This window comes from Demequina sp. NBRC 110053 (assembly GCF_002090095.1).
In the GTDB taxonomy this organism is placed as follows: Bacteria; Actinomycetota; Actinomycetes; order Actinomycetales; family Demequinaceae; genus Demequina.
The window spans coordinates 240,732-259,041 of the sequence record NZ_BBRJ01000003.1 but is presented as its reverse complement, the minus strand read 5'-3'; the positions used below and the strand labels follow the sequence as shown (position 1 = coordinate 259,041).

The window sequence follows — 18,310 nt, the reverse complement described above, 5'->3', positions numbered from 1 at the left end:
ACCGTAGCCTGACCTCGTGCCTGGTGTCCCTGCGTCGCGAGACCCTGCGGGCGCCCCTGCTGCGCCGAATGCGACGGTCACCGACATCGCGAACCGAGCACGCGCATCGGCCCCACGCCTGGGCGACACCCGTCTGATCCTCATCGACGGGCCCGCGGGAGCAGGCAAGACCACGCTGGCCCAGCGCGTGGTCGCCGCGCTGGGCGGCGAGCCCACCGGCGGCGCTGGCGCGTTCGACCCGTACCGGCCTCCCGCGCCGGGCGCGCCGGCCCAGCTCCTGCACGCCGACGACATGTACGAGGGATGGGACGGCCTCGAGACCCTGGACGCGGTCCTCGTGGACCAGGTCATCGAGCCGCTCGCGGCAGGTCGCGGCGCGGACTTCCGAATGTGGGACTGGCACCAGTCCCGACGGACCCACCGCATCCCGGTCGACCCGCGCGCGTTCCTGGTGGTGGAGGGCGTCGGCGTCGGCCAGCGCTCGGCGCGTCGGTGCGCAGCGCTGCTGCTGTGGGTCGACGCGCCGGAGGCGGAGCGCCTCGCACGGGGCGTGGCGCGCGACGGCGAGGGCATGCGGGCGGAGTGGCTGCGCTGGCAGCCGCGCGAGGCGGCCCACTTCGCGCGCGAGGGCACCCGGGCCGCCGCGGACCTGGTCATCGACGGAACTTCTCCCATCCCCGACTGAGCCGCCGTGAACCTTCTGAGAGGCCTCTCAGAGTGAGCCACCTAGCGTCGTAAGTGTCGCTGGGCATGCGACATCTCGAGTCGGTTGGACCCCTCGCAAGAAGTCCACCCCTCAGCGCCGATTCGTGCTTCCGCTCCGCGTGCCCAGCGACTCTCTCCCTCCCGAGGCGCCTGATCCTGTGGTTGTGCCTCGCTGCAACGGCGCAGCGGGGACGCTCGTCCCGTGCTGGCACAATGGCACGCATCATGACTGAGCACATCCTCGACGACCTCGCCTGGCGCGGCCTCATCTCCCAGACCACGGGGGACGACGAGCTGCGCGCTCACCTCGACGCCGGCCCCGTCACGCTGTACTGCGGGTTCGACCCGACGGCGCCAAGCCTGCACATCGGCAACCTCGTCCAGATCCTGACGGTGCGCCGCCTGCAGGAAGCGGGGCACGTGCCGCTCCTGCTCGTCGGCGGGGCGACGGGACTGATCGGCGATCCCAAGATGAGTGGCGAGCGCACGCTGAACCCCGTCGACACCGTGCACGAATGGGTCGAGCGCATCCGCGGGCAGATCGAACCGCTCATGAGCTTCGAGGGCGCCAACGCCGCGCGGATGGTCAACAACTACGACTGGACCAAGGACCTCAGCGCGATCGAGCTGCTCCGCGACGTGGGGCGCCACTTCCGGCTGGGCACGATGATCGCCAAGGACACCGTCGCGCGCCGACTGAACTCCGACGAGGGCATCTCCTACACCGAGTTCTCGTACCAGGTGCTCCAGGGCATGGACTTCCTCGAGCTGCACCGGCGCTACGGGTGCACGCTTCAGACGGGGGGCTCCGACCAGTGGGGAAACCTCACGGCCGGCACTGAGCTCACGCGCAAGGCGGCTGGCGCGAGCGTGCACGCGCTGGCGACGCCGCTGATCACCAAGGCTGACGGCACCAAGTTCGGCAAGACCGAGTCCGGCACGGTATGGCTCGACCCGACGATGACGAGCCCATACGCCTTCTACCAGTTCTGGGTGAATGCGGCTGATGCGGACGTGATCGGTTACCTCAAGGTCTTCACCTTCCTTGGTCGCGAGGACATCGCGCGCCTGGAGCTCTCCGTGGCCGAGGAGCCATTCAAGAGGGAGGCGCAGCGCACGCTGGCATGGGAGGTGACGGCGCTGGTGCACGGCCCTGCTGCTGCCGATGCGGTCGTCGCCGCCTCGCAATCCCTGTTCGGCCGGGGAGATCTCTCGGCGCTCGACCAGGCGACGCTCGCCGGCTGTGCCGTCGAGCTCGGCGGTGGTTCCGTGGCGCCGGGCACGTCGGTGGTCGATGCGCTGGTCGAGGCGGGCATCGTCTCCTCCAAGTCGGAGGCCAGGCGGGCCGTGCAGGATGGCGGTGCCTACGTCAACAACGTGAAGGCCGACTCCATCGATGCCGTGGTCGACGCCGTCCAGCCGCTCGCGGGGGGATGGTTCGTGCTCAGGCGAGGGAAGAAGTCCGTGGGTCTGGTGCAAGTCGAGCACTGAGGCCTGGGCCGGAGGCGCCCGCCAATGTGGCGGATAGCAGGAACGTCGCCGCACCAGCACGTCGCGACACGCCCGGGGGACGCCGATTTGACTTGCGGGTTCACGGAACCGTAATCTCTACCTCGCTGCCAACGACGGAAGCGCTTCGCGGAGGACTGAACAAGGCCACGCGAAGCCCCACTGGACAGCTCCCCAACGATGATCGAACTCGGGTCGCAAGCGTGCCCCGAGTGATGTACGATGGAGAGCCCCCCGCGGAGAAGGTGTTGCTCGACACGCCAAGCATGGCGAGTTGACAGGGCCTGACGAAGCGGGTAAGTTGGTGGAGTTGCCCGGATGACTCCGGCCGCACGTTCGAGTCGCACATGAGCGATTTGACAGGCCGAGAGCGACCGAGTAGCTTCAGCAAGTTGCCAGAACGGCTTCGACATTAAAAAAGCGCCAATACGGCGATTTGACAAGTCGAGAACGTAAAAGTAACTTAGTCGGGTTGCCACACGGGAACAGCTCAACAAATCAGCCACTAGCGCGATTTGACAGGCTGCGACCAGGTGAGTAACTTCGACGAGTTGCCCGAATGGGGCCGGTAAAGATCGCCATGAGCGCGATTTGACAAGCCGGAAACATGCGAGTAACTTAGAAGGGTTGCCCCGAATCCCAACTCAAACGAGTTGAGAGCGGTGCGCGTCCGAACCTTGAGAACTCAACAGTGTGCCACATAGTCGATGCCAAAACCTCCGGCATCACGGTGATCGAGCGTCAGCTCGAGCAGCGGGATGCAGGATTCCTTTGGTAGACAACGAAATGTCAGTGACATTTTGTTCGAAGCTAGAGATTGAACGGTTCCTCGGAACCACTTCGTATTGTATGTGAACCGACCTCGGTCGGATTGCTATCAAACATTCACGGAGAGTTTGATCCTGGCTCAGGACGAACGCTGGCGGCGTGCTTAACACATGCAAGTCGAACGGTGAAGCGAGAGCTTGCTCTCGTGGATCAGTGGCGAACGGGTGAGTAACACGTGAGTAACCTGCCCCAGACTCTGGGATAAGCCTTGGAAACGAGGTCTAATACCGGATACGAGACGAGACCGCATGGTCATCGTCTGGAAAGAACTTCGGTCTGGGATGGACTCGCGGCCTATCAGCTTGTTGGTGAGGTAATGGCTCACCAAGGCGACGACGGGTAGCCGGCCTGAGAGGGCGACCGGCCACACTGGAACTGAGACACGGTCCAGACTCCTACGGGAGGCAGCAGTGGGGAATATTGCACAATGGGCGCAAGCCTGATGCAGCGACGCCGCGTGGGGGATGAAGGCCTTCGGGTTGTAAACCCCTTTCAGCAGGGAAGAAGCGAAAGTGACGGTACCTGCAGAAGAAGCGCCGGCTAACTACGTGCCAGCAGCCGCGGTAATACGTAGGGCGCAAGCGTTGTCCGGAATTATTGGGCGTAAAGAGCTCGTAGGCGGTCTGTCGCGTCTGCTGTGAAAACCCGAGGCTCAACCTCGGGCCTGCAGTGGGTACGGGCAGACTAGAGTGTGGTAGGGGAGACTGGAATTCCTGGTGTAGCGGTGGAATGCGCAGATATCAGGAGGAACACCAATGGCGAAGGCAGGTCTCTGGGCCACTACTGACGCTGAGGAGCGAAAGCGTGGGGAGCGAACAGGATTAGATACCCTGGTAGTCCACGCCGTAAACGGTGGGCACTAGATGTGGGGCTCTTTCCATGAGTTCCGCGTCGCAGCTAACGCATTAAGTGCCCCGCCTGGGGAGTACGGCCGCAAGGCTAAAACTCAAAGGAATTGACGGGGGCCCGCACAAGCGGCGGAGCATGCGGATTAATTCGATGCAACGCGAAGAACCTTACCAAGGCTTGACATATACCCTTTATCCCTAGAGATAGGGAGTCCTTCGGGGGGGTATACAGGTGGTGCATGGTTGTCGTCAGCTCGTGTCGTGAGATGTTGGGTTAAGTCCCGCAACGAGCGCAACCCTCGTCCTATGTTGCCAGCACGTAATGGTGGGGACTCATAGGAGACTGCCGGGGTCAACTCGGAGGAAGGTGGGGATGACGTCAAATCATCATGCCCCTTATGTCTTGGGCTTCACGCATGCTACAATGGCCGGTACAAAGGGCTGCGATACCGTAAGGTGGAGCGAATCCCAAAAAGCCGGTCTCAGTTCGGATTGAGGTCTGCAACTCGACCTCATGAAGTTGGAGTCGCTAGTAATCGCAGATCAGCAACGCTGCGGTGAATACGTTCCCGGGCCTTGTACACACCGCCCGTCAAGTCACGAAAGTCGGTAACACCCGAAGCCGTCGGCCCAACCCTTTGGGAGGGAGACGTCTAAGGTGGGATTGGCGATTGGGACTAAGTCGTAACAAGGTAGCCGTACCGGAAGGTGCGGCTGGATCACCTCCTTTCTAAGGAGCACTTGGCAGCTCTTGAGCTGTCCAGGACTCGCTTCGGCCTCAAACGCAGGCCGGCGAGAGCTCACGGATGGAACATCGACATGGCATGGACGCAGCAAGCGTCTCGTCAGTACGCCCTTCGGGGTTGGAACCACGAGCACCACGCTGACCATGCAAGGCACACTGTTGGGTCCTGAGGGATCGGGCGTCAAGCTCAACCTCAGGTCGGTCGATACGACTGACTGGACGGATCACTGGACCTGGATGAACCACCTTGCGCAGCAAGGCAGGCGCCAGACGAAGGTGAGCCCGCCCGTACCTTGAGAACTGCATAGTGGACGCGAGCATCTTTGATATCTGTGGTCAAGTTTTTAAGAGCACATGGTGGATGCCTTGGCAGTAGGAGCCGATGAAGGACGTTGTAGCCTGCGATAAGCCTCGGGGAGCTGGCAAACAAGCTTTGATCCGAGGATGTCCGAATGGGGAAACCCCGCTGGAGTCATGTCCAGTGACCCTCGCCTGAACACATAGGGCGAGCGGAGGGAACGTCGGGAAGTGAAACATCTCAGTACCGACAGGAAGAGATATTCCGTGAGTAGTGGCGAGCGAAAGCGGATCAGGCCAAACCGTCAGCGTGTGATAGCCGGCAGGCGTTGCGTTGGCGGGGTTGTGGGACCTTTCTGGGAGAACTGCCGTTCTCCCAAGGAGTCAGAAATCCGCGTGATAGTCGAAGGGCATTGAAAGGCCCGGCACAGAGGGTGTAACCCCCGTAGACGAAATTGCGCGGACTCCTGAGAGTCATCCCAAGTAGCACGGGGCCCGAGAAATCCCGTGTGAATCTGTAGAGACCACTCTATAAGCCTAAATACTACCTACTGACCGATAGCGGAACAGTACCGTGAGGGAAAGGTGAAAAGTACCCCGAGAGGGGAGTGAAATAGTACCTGAAACCGTGTGCTTACAATCCGTCGGAGCCTCCCTAGCAGGGGTGACGGCGTGCCTTTTGAAGAATGAGCCTGCGAGTTAGTGCTCAGTGGCAAGGTTAACCCGTGAGGGGCAGCCGTAGCGAAAGCGAGTCCGAATAGGGCGATTGAGTCGCTGGGTCTAGACCCGAAGCGAAGTGATCTATCCATGGCCAGGTTGAAGCGCGGGTAAGACCGCGTGGAGGACCGAACCCACTTGGGTTGAAAACCGAGGGGATGAGCTGTGGATAGGGGTGAAAGGCCAATCAAACTTCGTGATAGCTGGTTCTCCCCGAAATGCATTTAGGTGCAGCGTTGCGTGTTTCTTACCGGAGGTAGAGCTACTGGATGGCCGATGGGCCCCACCAGGTTACTGACGTCAGCCAAACTCCGAATGCCGGTAAGTGAGAGCGCAGCAGTGAGACTGCGGGGGATAAGCTTCGTAGTCGAGAGGGAAACAGCCCAGAACACCAACTAAGGCCCCTAAGCGTGTGCTAAGTGGGAAAGGATGTGGAGTTGCATAGACAACCAGGAGGTTGGCTTAGAAGCAGCCACCCTTGAAAGAGTGCGTAATAGCTCACTGGTCAAGTGATTCCGCGCCGACAATGTAGCGGGGCTCAAGTACACCGCCGAAGTTGTGTCATTCACACACTGCCTGGTCTTCGGATCCAAGCGTGTGGATGGGTAGGGGAGCGTCGTGTGGCGAGTGAAGTCGCGGGGTAACCCAGCGGTGGACGCCACACGAGTGAGAATGCAGGCATGAGTAGCGAAAGACGGGTGAGAAACCCGTCCGCCGAATGACCAAGGGTTCCAGGGCCAGGTTAATCCGCCCTGGGTAAGTCGGGACCTAAGGCGAGGCCGACAGGCGTAGTCGATGGACAACGGGTTGATATTCCCGTACCGGCGAAGAACCGCCCATGCTGAACGGATAATGCTAAGCGCCCGATGCCACTCAACCCTTCGGGGAGCGGTGGAGTAGCGCGCGACCCAAGTCCTTAGTAGGCAAGCGTATTAACAGGGGTGACGCAGGAAGGTAGCCAGGCGTGGCGATGGTAGTCCACGTCCAAGGCCGTAGGGCGAGCTGTAGGCAAATCCGCAGCTCATATGCCTGAGAACTGATGGTGACCACTCAAGTGGGAAACTGGTGATCCTATGCTGCCAAGAAAAACCTCGGCGCGAGGTTCTAGCCGCCCGTACCCCAAACCGACTCAGGTGGTCAGGTAGAGAATACTAAGGCGATCGAGTGAATCGTGGTTAAGGAACTCGGCAAAATGCCCCCGTAACTTCGGGAGAAGGGGGGCCTGAGGCGTGATCGGCACTTGCTGCCGGGAGCGTTTGAGGGCCGCAGAGACCAGGGAGAAGCGACTGTTTACTAAAAACACAGGTCCGTGCGAAGTCGCAAGACGATGTATACGGACTGACGCCTGCCCGGTGCTGGAAGGTTAAGAGGAAGGGTTAGTCGTAAGGCGAAGCTCTGAATTTAAGCCCCAGTAAACGGCGGTGGTAACTATAACCATCCTAAGGTAGCGAAATTCCTTGTCGGGTAAGTTCCGACCTGCACGAATGGCGTAACGACTTCTCCGCTGTCTCAACCGCGAACTCGGCGAAATTGCACTACGAGTAAAGATGCTCGTTACGCGCAGCAGGACGGAAAGACCCCGGGACCTTTACTATAGCTTGGTATTGGTATTCGGTGTGGTTTGTGTAGGATAGGTGGGAGACTTTGAAGCCGATACGCCAGTATTGGTGGAGTCATTGTTGAAATACCACTCTGATCACTCTGGATATCTAACCTCGGTCCGTAATCCGGATCAGGGACAGTGCCTGGTGGGTAGTTTAACTGGGGCGGTTGCCTCCCAAAGAGTAACGGAGGCGCCCAAAGGTTCCCTCAGCCTGGTTGGCAATCAGGTGGCGAGTGCAAGTGTACAAGGGAGCTTGACTGTGAGACTGACAGGTCGAGCAGGGACGAAAGTCGGGACTAGTGACCCGCTGGTGGCATGTGGAAGCGCCAGCGCTCAACGGATAAAAGGTACCCCGGGGATAACAGGCTGATCCTGCCCAAGAGTCCATATCGACGGCATGGTTTGGCACCTCGATGTCGGCTCGTCGCATCCTGGGGCTGGAGTTGGTCCCAAGGGTTGGGCTGTTCGCCCATTAAAGCGGTACGCGAGCTGGGTTTAGAACGTCGTGAGACAGTTCGGTCCCTATCCGCTGCGCGCGCAGGAAATTTGAGAGAATCTGTCCCTAGTACGAGAGGACCGGGATGGACGAACCTCTGGTGTGCCAGTTGTTCCGCCAGGAGCACGGCTGGTTGGCTACGTTCGGAACGGATAACCGCTGAAAGCATCTAAGCGGGAAGCCGGTCTCAAGATGAGATTTCCATGGGATTCGTCCCGAGAGGCCCCCTACAGACCATGGGGTTGATAGGCCGGATGTGGAAGAGAGGACTAACGACTCTTGAAGCTGACCGGTACTAATAGGCCGATAACTTGACTTTTATCAATATTGCTACGCGTCCACTGTGCGGTTCCCGAGATACGGTCGGGTACTGATATCTCCATAGAGTTTCCGCTGCCATAGCGAGAGGGAAACGCCCGGCTCCATTCCGAACCCGGAAGCTAAGCCTCTCAGCGCCGATGGTACTGCACTCGCCAGGGTGTGGGAGAGTAGGTCGCAGCGGGACATTCTTTCAACGAAGGGCCGCCCAAAGCTGGGCGGCCCTTCGTCGTTTCCGTAAGAATTGTCCCTAGGCGCGCACCAGGCGCGCACCCGATCGGAGCATCATGGCTGGCACAGACGACCGCGAACACGGCGAGGAGCGCGGATCCCGCTCGGACTCCGACCGTTCCGGTGCAGGGAGCGGGCCGCGCGGATCGGGCGGTCCCGAGCGCTCGAACAGATCGGGGCGCGGCGACGAGAACCGCCGTGGTGGCTACCAGCCCCGGCAGGGCGGTGATCGACGAGCATCCGGCTCCTCCGGTTCCGGCTCGGGCGGCCGCCGGTATGAGGGCTCGGACGGCGGCTCGGGGCGCAGCTACCGCCGGCCCGATGGCGCCGACCGACGCTCGGGAGGCTCGCGTCCCCCGCGCGAGGGTGACGAGCGCGGCATCTACCGCGGCCCACGCCGCGACGGCGATGAGCGGCGCGGTCGTTCCGGTCCCGGCGATCGGGCGCCGTACCGCGGTGACCGCGGTGACTCTCGAGGCAGGGGCGACCGTTCGTCCTACCGGGGTGACCGTGGTGACTCTCGGGGCCGCGGCGACCGTCCGTCCTATGGAGCGGGCCGCAGCTCCGGCGCCTACCGCGGCGGGGACGACCGCCGTCGCGATGGCGGTCAGCAGGCTGGCCGCGACTCGGACCGGGTGCGACGGGACGACAGGCGAACGACCAGAGACGACGGTTCACGCCGCGGCGACCGTACCTCGGCCCGGCCGGCTCCTGACGCCCCTCAGATTCCCGACGAGGTGGAGTACGGCCAACTAGACCGCACCGTCCGTGCGCGCCTGCGCACACTGAGCAAGGACAACGCCGAGGACGTGGGCCGGCACCTGATCATGGTGGGCTCGCTGCTCGACCTCGACCCGGAGCTGGCCTACCAGCACGCGCAGGTGGCCGTCGCCCGTGGCGGTCGCGTCGACGTGGTCCGCGAGGCCAACGCCCTCGCCGCCTACGCGACCGGTCGCTACGCAGAGGCGCTGCGTGAGTTCCGCACCGTGCGCCGGCTCAACGGCTCGCACGAGCACCTGCCGCTGATGGCCGACTGCGAACGCGGCCTGGGCCGCCCCGAACGCGCGATCGACCTCGCGCGGTCCGAGGAGGCGCGTTCGCTTCCCCCGCGTGCGCGCATCGAGCTCGACATCGTCTTGGCCGGCGCGCGTCTCGACATGGGCGACGCCGGGGCCGCGCTCGTCATCCTGCGTCAGCTCGACGGCTCGGACGACGAGCTGCGCGAGCGCATCGGCGCCGCCACCGTCCCGGTGCTGCGCGCGATGGGCAAGGATGACGAGGCCGACGAGCTCGAGGCGACCCTGTCGGGCGGCGCCGTGGAGCCCGACCTCGACTTCGACATCACCGTCTATGACGTCGCAGAGCTGCCGGAGCCCGACGAGAGCACCCGCAGCGACGGTGACGCTCACGACGGTGAGCCCGTGGAAGACGAGTCCCGCGACGGCGCCGAGGAGGACCGCTGATGAGCGCATCGGCCCTGCTGGGCAGCGACCAGCCGCTCCAGACCGCGTTCGACGCGGCGCTCGTCGACCTCGACGGCGTCGCCTACCGCGGCCCCCACGCGATCCCCTCCGCACCGCCGGCCCTCGAGGCGGCGCGTGCTGCGGGCATGCGCGTGGTGTTCGTGACGAACAACGCGTCCCGCGAGCCGGTCACGGTCGCCGAGCACCTCACCGAGCTGGGGATGCCGACCACCGAGGACGAGGTCATGACGGCCGCGCAGGCGGTCGCGGCGCTGATGCTCGAGTCGCTCGAGGCGGGCTCGAGCGTGTACGTCGTGGGCGGTCAAGGCCTGCGCACCGCGGTGACGGGCGCCGGGTATCGGATCGTCGACAGCGCCGCCGACGGCCCGGATGCGGTCGTGCAGGGCTTCTCGCCTGACGTGTCCTGGAAGGAGCTGGCCGAGGCGTCCTACGCCATCAGCGCCGGCGCCCGCTTCTTCGCCTCGAACAAGGACCTCACCATCCCCAACGACCGCGGCACCGCGCCGGGCAACGGCTCGCTCGTGAACGTGGTCGTGACCGCCACCGGGGTGGAGCCGCCGGGGGCGGGCAAGCCCGAGCCCGCGATGTTCCGGCTCGCGGCGGACAAGGCACACGCGCAGCGTCCGCTGGTGATCGGGGACCGGCTCGACACTGACCTCAAGGGCGCCCGCGCCGCCGGCTTCCCCGGCCTGCAGGTGCTCACGGGCGTCGATGGCGTTCGAGAGGCGATCCTGGCCTCGCCGGTCGAGCGACCTTCCTTCCTGGGCCGGGACCTCACGGCGCTGGCCATGGCCCACCCCGCGCCCGAGCGTCACGGCGACCGCTGGACCGTGGGCGCCGCGACCGCGTGGGTCGCGGGCGGCCGCCTGCACCTTGAGGTCGACGGCCCCGGCACGGACGACGGGCTCGACCCGGCCCGCGCCGCCTGCGCTGCCGCGTGGGCCACCGCCGACTACGGACGCGAGGTCGATGTTGAGACCCTGCCCGACCTGGAGGTACCCTCGGCCCATGAGTGAGATCAAGGAGCAGCGCGAGCCGCTGGGCGAGGTCAAGTACCCCGCGGAGGTCCGCGAGGCGCTCAACGCGGTCACCGAGCTTCCGGACGACCTGGACAAGCAGGCCGAGTTCTTCGACAAGATCCAGGACTCCCTCTCGTCCCGCATGCGCGACGAGCAGTAGCCACCCGTGCGTCTTGACCGCGCGCTCCACGCGCGCGGCCTGGCACGGTCGCGCTCGCATGCCCAGGAGCTGATCGCCCGGGGCTACGTCACCGTCGACGGCGTCGTCGTCGAGCGCAGCTCCGCCCCCGTGTCCGAGGACGCGCGGATCGTGGTGGCGGCCGGATCGCACTATGTCTCGCGTGCCGCTCACAAGCTCGTCGGAGCGCTGGACGCGTGCGAGCCGCTCGGCCTGTCCGTGGCGGGCTCGCACGCGCTCGATGCCGGCGCCTCGACGGGAGGCTTCACGCAGGTGCTGCTCGAGCGCGGCGCGGCGCACGTGGACGCGGTCGACGTGGGCCACGGCCAGATCGCCGCGCCGCTGCGCACGGACTCGCGAGTGACCGTCAGCGAGGGTCTCAACGTCCGCGACCTCGTGCCAGGCGGGCCTGGCACGGGCGCGACCCTGGTGGTGGCGGACCTGTCCTTCATCTCGCTCACCCTGGTGGTCAATGCCTTGGCGACGGTCGCCGATGCGCTGGCCGACCACGTGCTCATGGTCAAGCCGCAGTTCGAGGTAGGCAAGCGCTGGCTGAGCGGGCGCGGCGTCGTCACCGACGCGCGGGCGCGCCGGCGCGCCGTGGCGACCGTCGCATCGTCGATGCAGGAGGCAGGACTCACCATCCATCACGTCGCGCGCAGCGCCCTGCCCGGTCCACAGGGCAACGTCGAGTTCTTCGTCTGGGCCTCGGGGGCATGGCAGGCTAGTGGCGAGCGCGCCGGTCGCCCCGTGCTGGCAGGCGACGCTCTTGACCAGGCCATCGACAGGGAGGTGGGGACACGCCCATGACGCGCAGAATCCTGATCGTCGCGAACCCCCACCGGCCCGGCACCCTCGAGGCCGGCGACGAAGCCGCGCGCGTGCTGGCCGCGGCCGGCATCGAGACCTGCACATCCTTCACTCCTGGGGTGTCCGATCCCATCGAGGCCGCGATCGTCCTGGGCGGCGACGGCACCATGCTGCATGCGGCGCAGCTCACGCACGGCACCGGCATCCCGCTGCTCGGCGTCAACCTGGGGCGCGTGGGGTTCCTCGCCGAGCTCGAGCGCGAGGACGTGGCCACGGCGGCAGGGCGGCTCGCGGAGGGCGACTACACGGTCGAGGAGCGCGGCACCCTGCAGGTTCACGTGAGCCGCGGAGACGGCACGGTGGAATCGGGCTGGGCCCTCAACGAGGCCACCGTGGAGCGCGCCAACCGGCTACGGACGCTCGAGGTGACGCTCGGGGTCGACGGGCTGCCGCTGTCGAGCTTTGGCTGCGACGGCCTGGTGGTGTCGACGGCGACCGGATCCACGGCGCACGCCTTCTCCGCCGGGGGACCGGTGATGTGGCCCAATGTCGACGCACTGCTATGCGTCCCGCTCGCCGCGCACGCGCTGTTCGCGCGGCCGCTCGTGGTGGGCCCGGACTCATCGTTCCAGATCGAGGTGGTGCGCACGTCGGAGTCGCACGCGCAGATCGTGCTCGACGGCGCCCGCAGCATCGATGCCGGCGGTGGCTGCGTGGTGGAGATCCGTCGCGGCGAGCACGGCGTGCGCCTCGCGCGCATGTCCGATGCGCCCTTCACCGAGCGACTGGTCAAGAAGTTCTCCCTGCCCACCGACGGCTGGCGGGGCGAGCGCGCCCATGACACTCCCATCGGCCGCGAGATCCACGCGCCCTCGCCCACTGGCGCCGCCGGGGCCGCGCCGGCCGGAGCCGCTCCCGACGAGGACGGGTGAGCGTGCTCCACGAACTGTCCATCACGGATCTCGGCGTCATCGAGTCCGCGCGCATCGAGCTCGGCCCGGGGCTCACGTGCGTCACCGGGGAGACGGGCGCCGGAAAGACGATGGTGCTGACCGGCATCGGGCTCATCCTGGGGGACAAGGCGGTGCCGGCGACGGTGCGCTCCGGTGCGGACGCTGCGCTGGCCGAGGCCGTGCTCGATGCGCCGGTCTCCGGCGACCTCGCGGAACGACTGGCCGATGCGGGGGTCGAGGCGGACGACGACGGCGCGGTCATCGTGTCGCGCACCGTGGGCGCGAGCAGGCGTTCTCGTACCGTCATCGGGGGGCGCACGGTGCCGCAGTCGCTGCTCGCTGATCTCGCCGCCGAGCTGGTCACCGTCCACGGCCAGCACGATCAGGCGCGCCTGCGCACGCCGGCGCGCCAGCGCGACACCCTCGACGCCTATGCCGGAGCCCGTCACGGCGAGGCGCTCGCTGCGTACCGGAACGCGTGGGCAGCGTGGACGGAGGCGGTCGCCGCGCTGGAGCGCATGGAGGACGGCGCTGGTGCGGCCCGTGCCGAGGTCGCGCGCCTGCGCGACGACCTCGCTGCCATCGACGAGATCGCGCCGCAGGAGGGCGAGGACGAGGAGCTGGCGGCGCAGGCCCGCGTGCTCGAGAACGCCGAGGACGTCCGGCTCGGAGCGGCGGCCGCGCACGCCGCGCTCGGCGGCGATCAGGCCGGGGATGGAGAGCTGTCCGCCGTCGCCGCGCTCGAGACCGCGCGGCGCGCGCTCGCGGATGCGGCCCGCCACGATCCGGCGCTCGCGGAGCTCGACGAACGGCTCGCTGGCCTGAGCTACGCGGCAGCGGACCTGGTCACCGAGCTCGCGTCCTATCTCGACGGACTCGACGCCGACCCGGCTCGGCTCGACGAGATCCATGCCAGGCGCAGCGACCTCGCGACCCTCGCCCGGCGCATCGGCGTTCCCGATGTCGCAGGCGTGCTCGCGTATGCCGAGAGCGCTCGCCCGCGCGTGGACGACGACGACGCGTGGGACGAGACGTTGGCCGCGCGCCGCGAGGCCGTGACCGCCGCGCGCACCGCCCTCGAGACGGCGGCGCTCGTCGTGCGCGAGGGACGCGCCGCGGCGGCACGAGACCTCGCCGAGGCCGTGCGCGAGGAGCTCGGCCTGCTCGCCATGCCCGACGCCGACTTCGCCGTGAGGCTCGAGCCCGCGGAGCCGGCGGCCCATGGCGCGGACCAGGTCGCCATGACCCTCGCCTCGCATCCAGGTGCCCCCCACCGACCCATCGCCGAGGCGGCGAGCGGGGGAGAGCTGTCGCGTATCATGCTCGCGCTCGAGGTCGCCCTCGCCGCACGGGCGCACGAAGGGCCGAGGACGTTCGTGTTCGACGAGGTCGACGCCGGGGTGGGCGGGCGCGCCGCCGTGGCGGTCGGTGAACGCCTCGCCGCCCTCGCCCGCACCCATCAGGTGATCGTCGTCACGCACCTCGCGCAGGTCGCCGCGTTCGCCGATGCGCACGTGGTGGTCGCCAAGGCGACCGACGGCGCCGTGACCCGTGCGCAGGTCGCGCCCGTGACGGATCAGGCCCGCGTCGAGGAGATCGCACGGCTGCTGTCGGGCCAGGAGGACTCGGACACGGCACGCGCCCATGCCCTTGAGCTGCTGGAGGCCTCCGGCGTGCGACGATGAGCGCATGACCCGCTCCGACCACCTCGTGAGCGCCGACGCGACCATCACCGGACCCCTGCGCATCGAGCCCAGCGTCCGCGTGCTCGCGCGCCGGCTGCGTCCAGGAGACATCGCCGTGATCGATGTGCTCGACCTCGACCAGAAGGCCGCGGAGGCGCTCGTCGCGTGCCGGCCAGCGGCCGTGGTCAACGTCCGCACCTCGATGTCCGGACGCTTCCCGACGGGAGGCCCGCGCGTGCTGCTCGATGCCGGGATCGCACTCATCGACAACGCCGGCACCGGCATCCTGGGCAGCCGTGATGGCGCGATGGCGACCGTGGTCGGCGGCACCGTGCGGGTCGATGAGGACGTGGTGGCCGACGGCACGCTCATCGACGCATCGGCGCTCGCCGACCTCACCCACGCCGCCGCCGACGGCATGCGCATCCAGCTCACGACGTTCACCGCGAACGCGCTCGACCACATCGAGCGAGAGGCGGACATGATCCTCGACGGCACCGGGGTGCCGGACGCGGGCCTGGACCTCACCGGCAGGCACGTGGTCGTCATCGCCTCGGGCTACCGTCACCGCGAGCAGCTCAAGGAGATCCGCCGCTACCTGAGGGATCGCCGTCCCGTGCTGATCGCGGTCGGCGACGCCGCCGACGCGACCTACGACCTCGCGTCCGCACCCGACCTCATCATCGGCGAGGTCGAGGCGCTGCGCGAGGAGACGCTGCGCTCCGCGAGCCACGTCCTGCTGCACGAGCCGCATGGGGGCGACGCCGGACGCGCGCGGGTCGACGCCCTGGGGCTGAGCCACGGCGAGGTGAGCTCCTCGATGCCGTCCGCCGCGCTCGCGATCCTCGTGGCCCACGCCGGCGGTGCGAAGGTGATCGTCACGGTGGGCGTCGAGGGCAGCCTGCAGGACTACCTCGAGTCCTCGCACACCGACGCGTCGGGCATGTTCCTCGCACGCCTCCAGGCGGGCCGCGCCATCGTGGATGCGCCCGCGCTCGCCCAGGTCTACCGGCACCGCTACTCGCCGTGGGCGCTCGCGGCGCTCGTCGCGAGCGGCTTCGTCGCTCTGGGCGTCGCCTTCTGGGCGACGCCTGGCGGGCGCGAGTGGCTCGAGTCCGTGTGGTCCGCGGCGACCGGCTGGTTCGGCGGGGCGTGATGAAGGACTTCCGCTACCACGTCGTCTCCCTCGTCGCCGTGTTCCTGGCCCTCGCCGTGGGCGTCGTGCTCGGGTCAGGTCCCATGCGCGACGCCTTCACGGGTTCCCTCACCGAGCAGGTGGATGCGCTCGAGGACGACCTCGCGCAGGCCCAGGCCGATGTCGCCGCCGCGGAGGCGCAGACCGGGACCGCGCGCCAATACGCGGACGAGTCAGCCCCCACCATGCTCGCTGGCGCGCTGCTGGGCACACCCGTCGCCACCATCGGCGTCGCCGGCCCGAGTGACAGCGCGCAGGCCGGCGTGCGCGATCGGCTCGTGCAGGCGGGAGCGACGGTGAACGCCGAGCTCACGATCGAGCCCGTGTGGACCGACCCCTCGCAATCGGCGTTCCGATCGTCGCTCGCGTCCACCATCGCGCCCAACGTGGTGGGGGTTGACGACGCGACCTCCACTCCCACGGTGCTCGCTCACGCTCTTGCGCAGGCGCTCATGCCGGGCGTCTACCCGACCGGCTTCGACGAGTCCGCCCTGTCCGACACGGACTTCCCCGACGCGGAGAACGCGCCTGACAGGTCGGCGCTGCTCATGGATCTGCTCACCGAGGCCGGGCTCGTCAGCGGCGTCGCGACGGGTCCGGTCCAGGCGTACGCGCTCGTGTCAGGCACGGGGTCCGAGGACGAGGCGACCCGCGCGGAGGACGCGGGCGTCTACGCCGCCCTCGCGACCACCTTCGCCGAGTACACCGGCGGCGTGGTCGTGGCCTCCGGCGTGGACGCGACCGGAGACCTGCCGAGTGCCGTGCTCAACTCTCCTGACGCATCGGCCGCCGTGGCTACCGTGGTCGAGGGCACCGAGTTCTACGGGCAGATCTCGGTTCCGCTGGCGCTCGCCGATGCGCTGGCCGGGTCGGTCGGGCACTACGGACCGGGGGAGGGGCGCACCCTCGTGCCGCCGCGCGCGGGCTGATTCTCGCCCCGTCCTCCGTCGTGTCCGTGTCCGCGCGGCCGATTCGCTGTTAGAGTTGAAGCCCGTGGAGCGAACGCGATTCTCGTCCGGCACGGACCATGTCACCCGTCACATCTTCGTCACGGGGGGCGTCGTCTCCTCCCTGGGCAAGGGGCTCACCGCATCCTCGCTGGGGCGCCTGCTGCGCTCGCGCGGACTGCGCGTGACCATGCAGAAGCTCGATCCCTACCTGAACGTGGATCCGGGCACGATGAATCCGTTCCAGCACGGCGAGGTGTTCGTCACGGACGACGGCGCGGAGACCGACCTGGACATCGGCCATTACGAGCGCTTCCTCGATGTCAAGCTGTCGGCCAGCTCGAACGTCACCACGGGCCAGGTGTACTCGCAGGTGATCGCCAAGGAACGTCGCGGCGAGTACCTGGGCGACACCGTGCAGGTGATCCCGCACATCACTGACGAGATCAAGCGGCGCATGCGCGATCAGGCCGGACCCGAGTGCGACGTCATCATCACCGAGGTCGGAGGCACGGTCGGCGACATCGAGTCGCAGCCGTTCCTCGAGGCCGCGCGCCAGGTCCGCCACGACGTGGGTCGCGACCACGTGTTCTTCCTGCACGTGTCGCTGGTGCCGTTCATCGGCCCCTCGGGCGAGCAGAAGACCAAGCCCACCCAGCACTCCGTGGCGGCGCTGCGGAGCATCGGCATCCAGCCCGATGCGCTCGTGCTGCGCTCGGACCGGCCCGTCCAGCCGTCGGTCAAGAACAAGGTCGCGCTGATGTGCGACGTCGAGCCCGACGCCGTCGTCAACGCGATCGACGCGCCCAGCATCTACGACATCCCGCGCGTGCTGCACTCGGAGGGCCTCGACGCCTACGTGGTGCGCCGCCTGAACCTCCCGTTCCACGATGTCGAGTGGGGCGCGTGGAACGACGTGCTGAACCGCGTCCACCGTCCCTCGCACGAGGTCGAGGTCGCGCTGGTCGGCAAGTACATCGACCTGCCCGACGCCTACCTGTCGGTGAGCGAGGCGCTGCGCGCCGGCGGCTTCCACCACAGTGCGAAGGTCAACCTGCGCTGGGTCGCGTCGGACACGTGCCAGACTCCCGAGGGCGCCGAGCGGGCGCTGGGCGGCGTGGACGCCGTGCTCGTGCCCGGCGGCTTCGGGGTGCGCGGCGTGGACGGCAAGATCGGCGCGCTGCGCTGGGCCCGCGAGAACAAGGTGCCCACGCTCGGCATCTGCCTGGGTCTCCAGACCATGGTCATGGAGTACGCCCGCAACGTCGTGGGCCTGGAGGGCGCGTCGAGCTCGGAGTTCGACCCCGACACGCCGCACCCCGTGGTCGCGACCATGGAGGAGCAGCTCGAGATCGTCGACGGCAAGGGCGACCTGGGCGGCACGATGCGCCTGGGCGAGTACCAGGCGGTCCTCAAGGCCGGCTCGGTCGCCGCGGACACCTACGGAGCGGCCTCGGTGGGGGAGCGCCACCGTCACCGCTACGAGGTGAACAACAAGTACCGCGCCCAGCTCGAGGAGGCAGGCCTGGTGGTCTCGGGCGAGTCGCCCGACCGCGAGCTCGTCGAGTTCGTCGAGCTGCCGCGCGACACGCACCCGTACTACATCTCCACGCAGGCGCACCCGGAGTTCCTGTCGCGGCCCACGAAGGCGCACCCGCTGTTCGCCGGTCTCATCGGTGCTGCCCTCGCCGTGCGCGAGGCGGCGAGCGCCGAGGCCAGCGCGGCGCCGGCGAGCGCCTGAG

Annotated in this window: 11 protein-coding genes and 3 rRNA genes; all 14 read left to right on the top strand. The window is 67.1% G+C overall.

The window, feature by feature from the left end:
• Positions 1–16: 16 nt before the first annotated feature.
• Positions 17–685 carry a uridine kinase gene (locus tag B7K22_RS10335; protein WP_084040166.1) on the top strand — a complete coding sequence of 223 codons (669 nt, stop codon included), beginning with the start codon at positions 17–19 and terminating at the stop codon, positions 683–685.
• A gap of 245 nt (positions 686–930) precedes the next feature.
• Positions 931–2,196, top strand: a complete 1,266-nt coding sequence (gene tyrS / locus B7K22_RS10330) for a tyrosine--tRNA ligase (protein WP_084040492.1) — start codon at positions 931–933, stop codon at positions 2,194–2,196.
• Between the two features lie 902 nt (positions 2,197–3,098).
• Positions 3,099–4,620 (top strand): 16S ribosomal RNA (locus B7K22_RS10325).
• A 349-nt stretch (positions 4,621–4,969) separates the two neighbouring features.
• Positions 4,970–8,067 (top strand): 23S ribosomal RNA (locus B7K22_RS10320).
• Between the two features lie 69 nt (positions 8,068–8,136).
• A 5S ribosomal RNA gene (rrf, locus tag B7K22_RS10315) occupies positions 8,137–8,253 on the top strand.
• Together the 16S, 23S and 5S rRNA genes form the textbook arrangement of a ribosomal RNA operon.
• Before the next feature lie 853 nt (positions 8,254–9,106).
• Complete coding sequence (locus tag B7K22_RS10310) at positions 9,107–9,760, top strand: hypothetical protein (protein WP_144276390.1); 654 nt, start codon at positions 9,107–9,109, stop codon at positions 9,758–9,760.
• Positions 9,760–10,797 carry an HAD-IIA family hydrolase gene (locus B7K22_RS10305; RefSeq protein ID WP_084040164.1) on the top strand — a complete coding sequence of 346 codons (1,038 nt, stop codon included), beginning with the start codon at positions 9,760–9,762 and terminating at the stop codon, positions 10,795–10,797. The genes B7K22_RS10310 and B7K22_RS10305 overlap by 1 nt, the downstream gene beginning before the upstream one ends.
• Complete coding sequence (locus B7K22_RS12140; RefSeq protein ID WP_159448842.1) at positions 10,790–10,960, top strand: hypothetical protein; 171 nt, start codon at positions 10,790–10,792, stop codon at positions 10,958–10,960. Before B7K22_RS10305 ends, B7K22_RS12140 begins: the two co-directional genes overlap by 8 nt.
• Before the next feature lie 6 nt (positions 10,961–10,966).
• Positions 10,967–11,788 carry a TlyA family RNA methyltransferase gene (locus tag B7K22_RS10300; RefSeq protein ID WP_084040163.1) on the top strand — a complete coding sequence of 274 codons (822 nt, stop codon included), beginning with the start codon at positions 10,967–10,969 and terminating at the stop codon, positions 11,786–11,788.
• Positions 11,785–12,720, top strand: a complete 936-nt coding sequence (locus B7K22_RS10295) for an NAD kinase (protein ID WP_084040162.1) — start codon at positions 11,785–11,787, stop codon at positions 12,718–12,720. The genes B7K22_RS10300 and B7K22_RS10295 overlap by 4 nt, the downstream gene beginning before the upstream one ends.
• Positions 12,717–14,426: a DNA repair protein RecN gene (recN, locus tag B7K22_RS10290; RefSeq protein WP_371327671.1), complete on the top strand. Its 1,710-nt coding sequence runs from the start codon at positions 12,717–12,719 to the stop codon at positions 14,424–14,426. The genes B7K22_RS10295 and recN overlap by 4 nt, the downstream gene beginning before the upstream one ends.
• Positions 14,427–14,430: 4 nt before the next feature.
• A complete protein-coding gene (steA, locus tag B7K22_RS10285; protein ID WP_144276389.1) occupies positions 14,431–15,582 on the top strand; it encodes a putative cytokinetic ring protein SteA in 1,152 nt (383 codons plus the stop codon).
• Positions 15,582–16,550, top strand: a complete 969-nt coding sequence (locus B7K22_RS10280) for a copper transporter (protein WP_084040490.1) — start codon at positions 15,582–15,584, stop codon at positions 16,548–16,550. The genes steA and B7K22_RS10280 overlap by 1 nt, the downstream gene beginning before the upstream one ends.
• A 64-nt stretch (positions 16,551–16,614) precedes the next feature.
• Complete coding sequence (locus tag B7K22_RS10275) at positions 16,615–18,309, top strand: CTP synthase (RefSeq protein ID WP_234983460.1); 1,695 nt, start codon at positions 16,615–16,617, stop codon at positions 18,307–18,309.
• The last annotated feature ends 1 nt before the right edge of the window (position 18,310 follow it).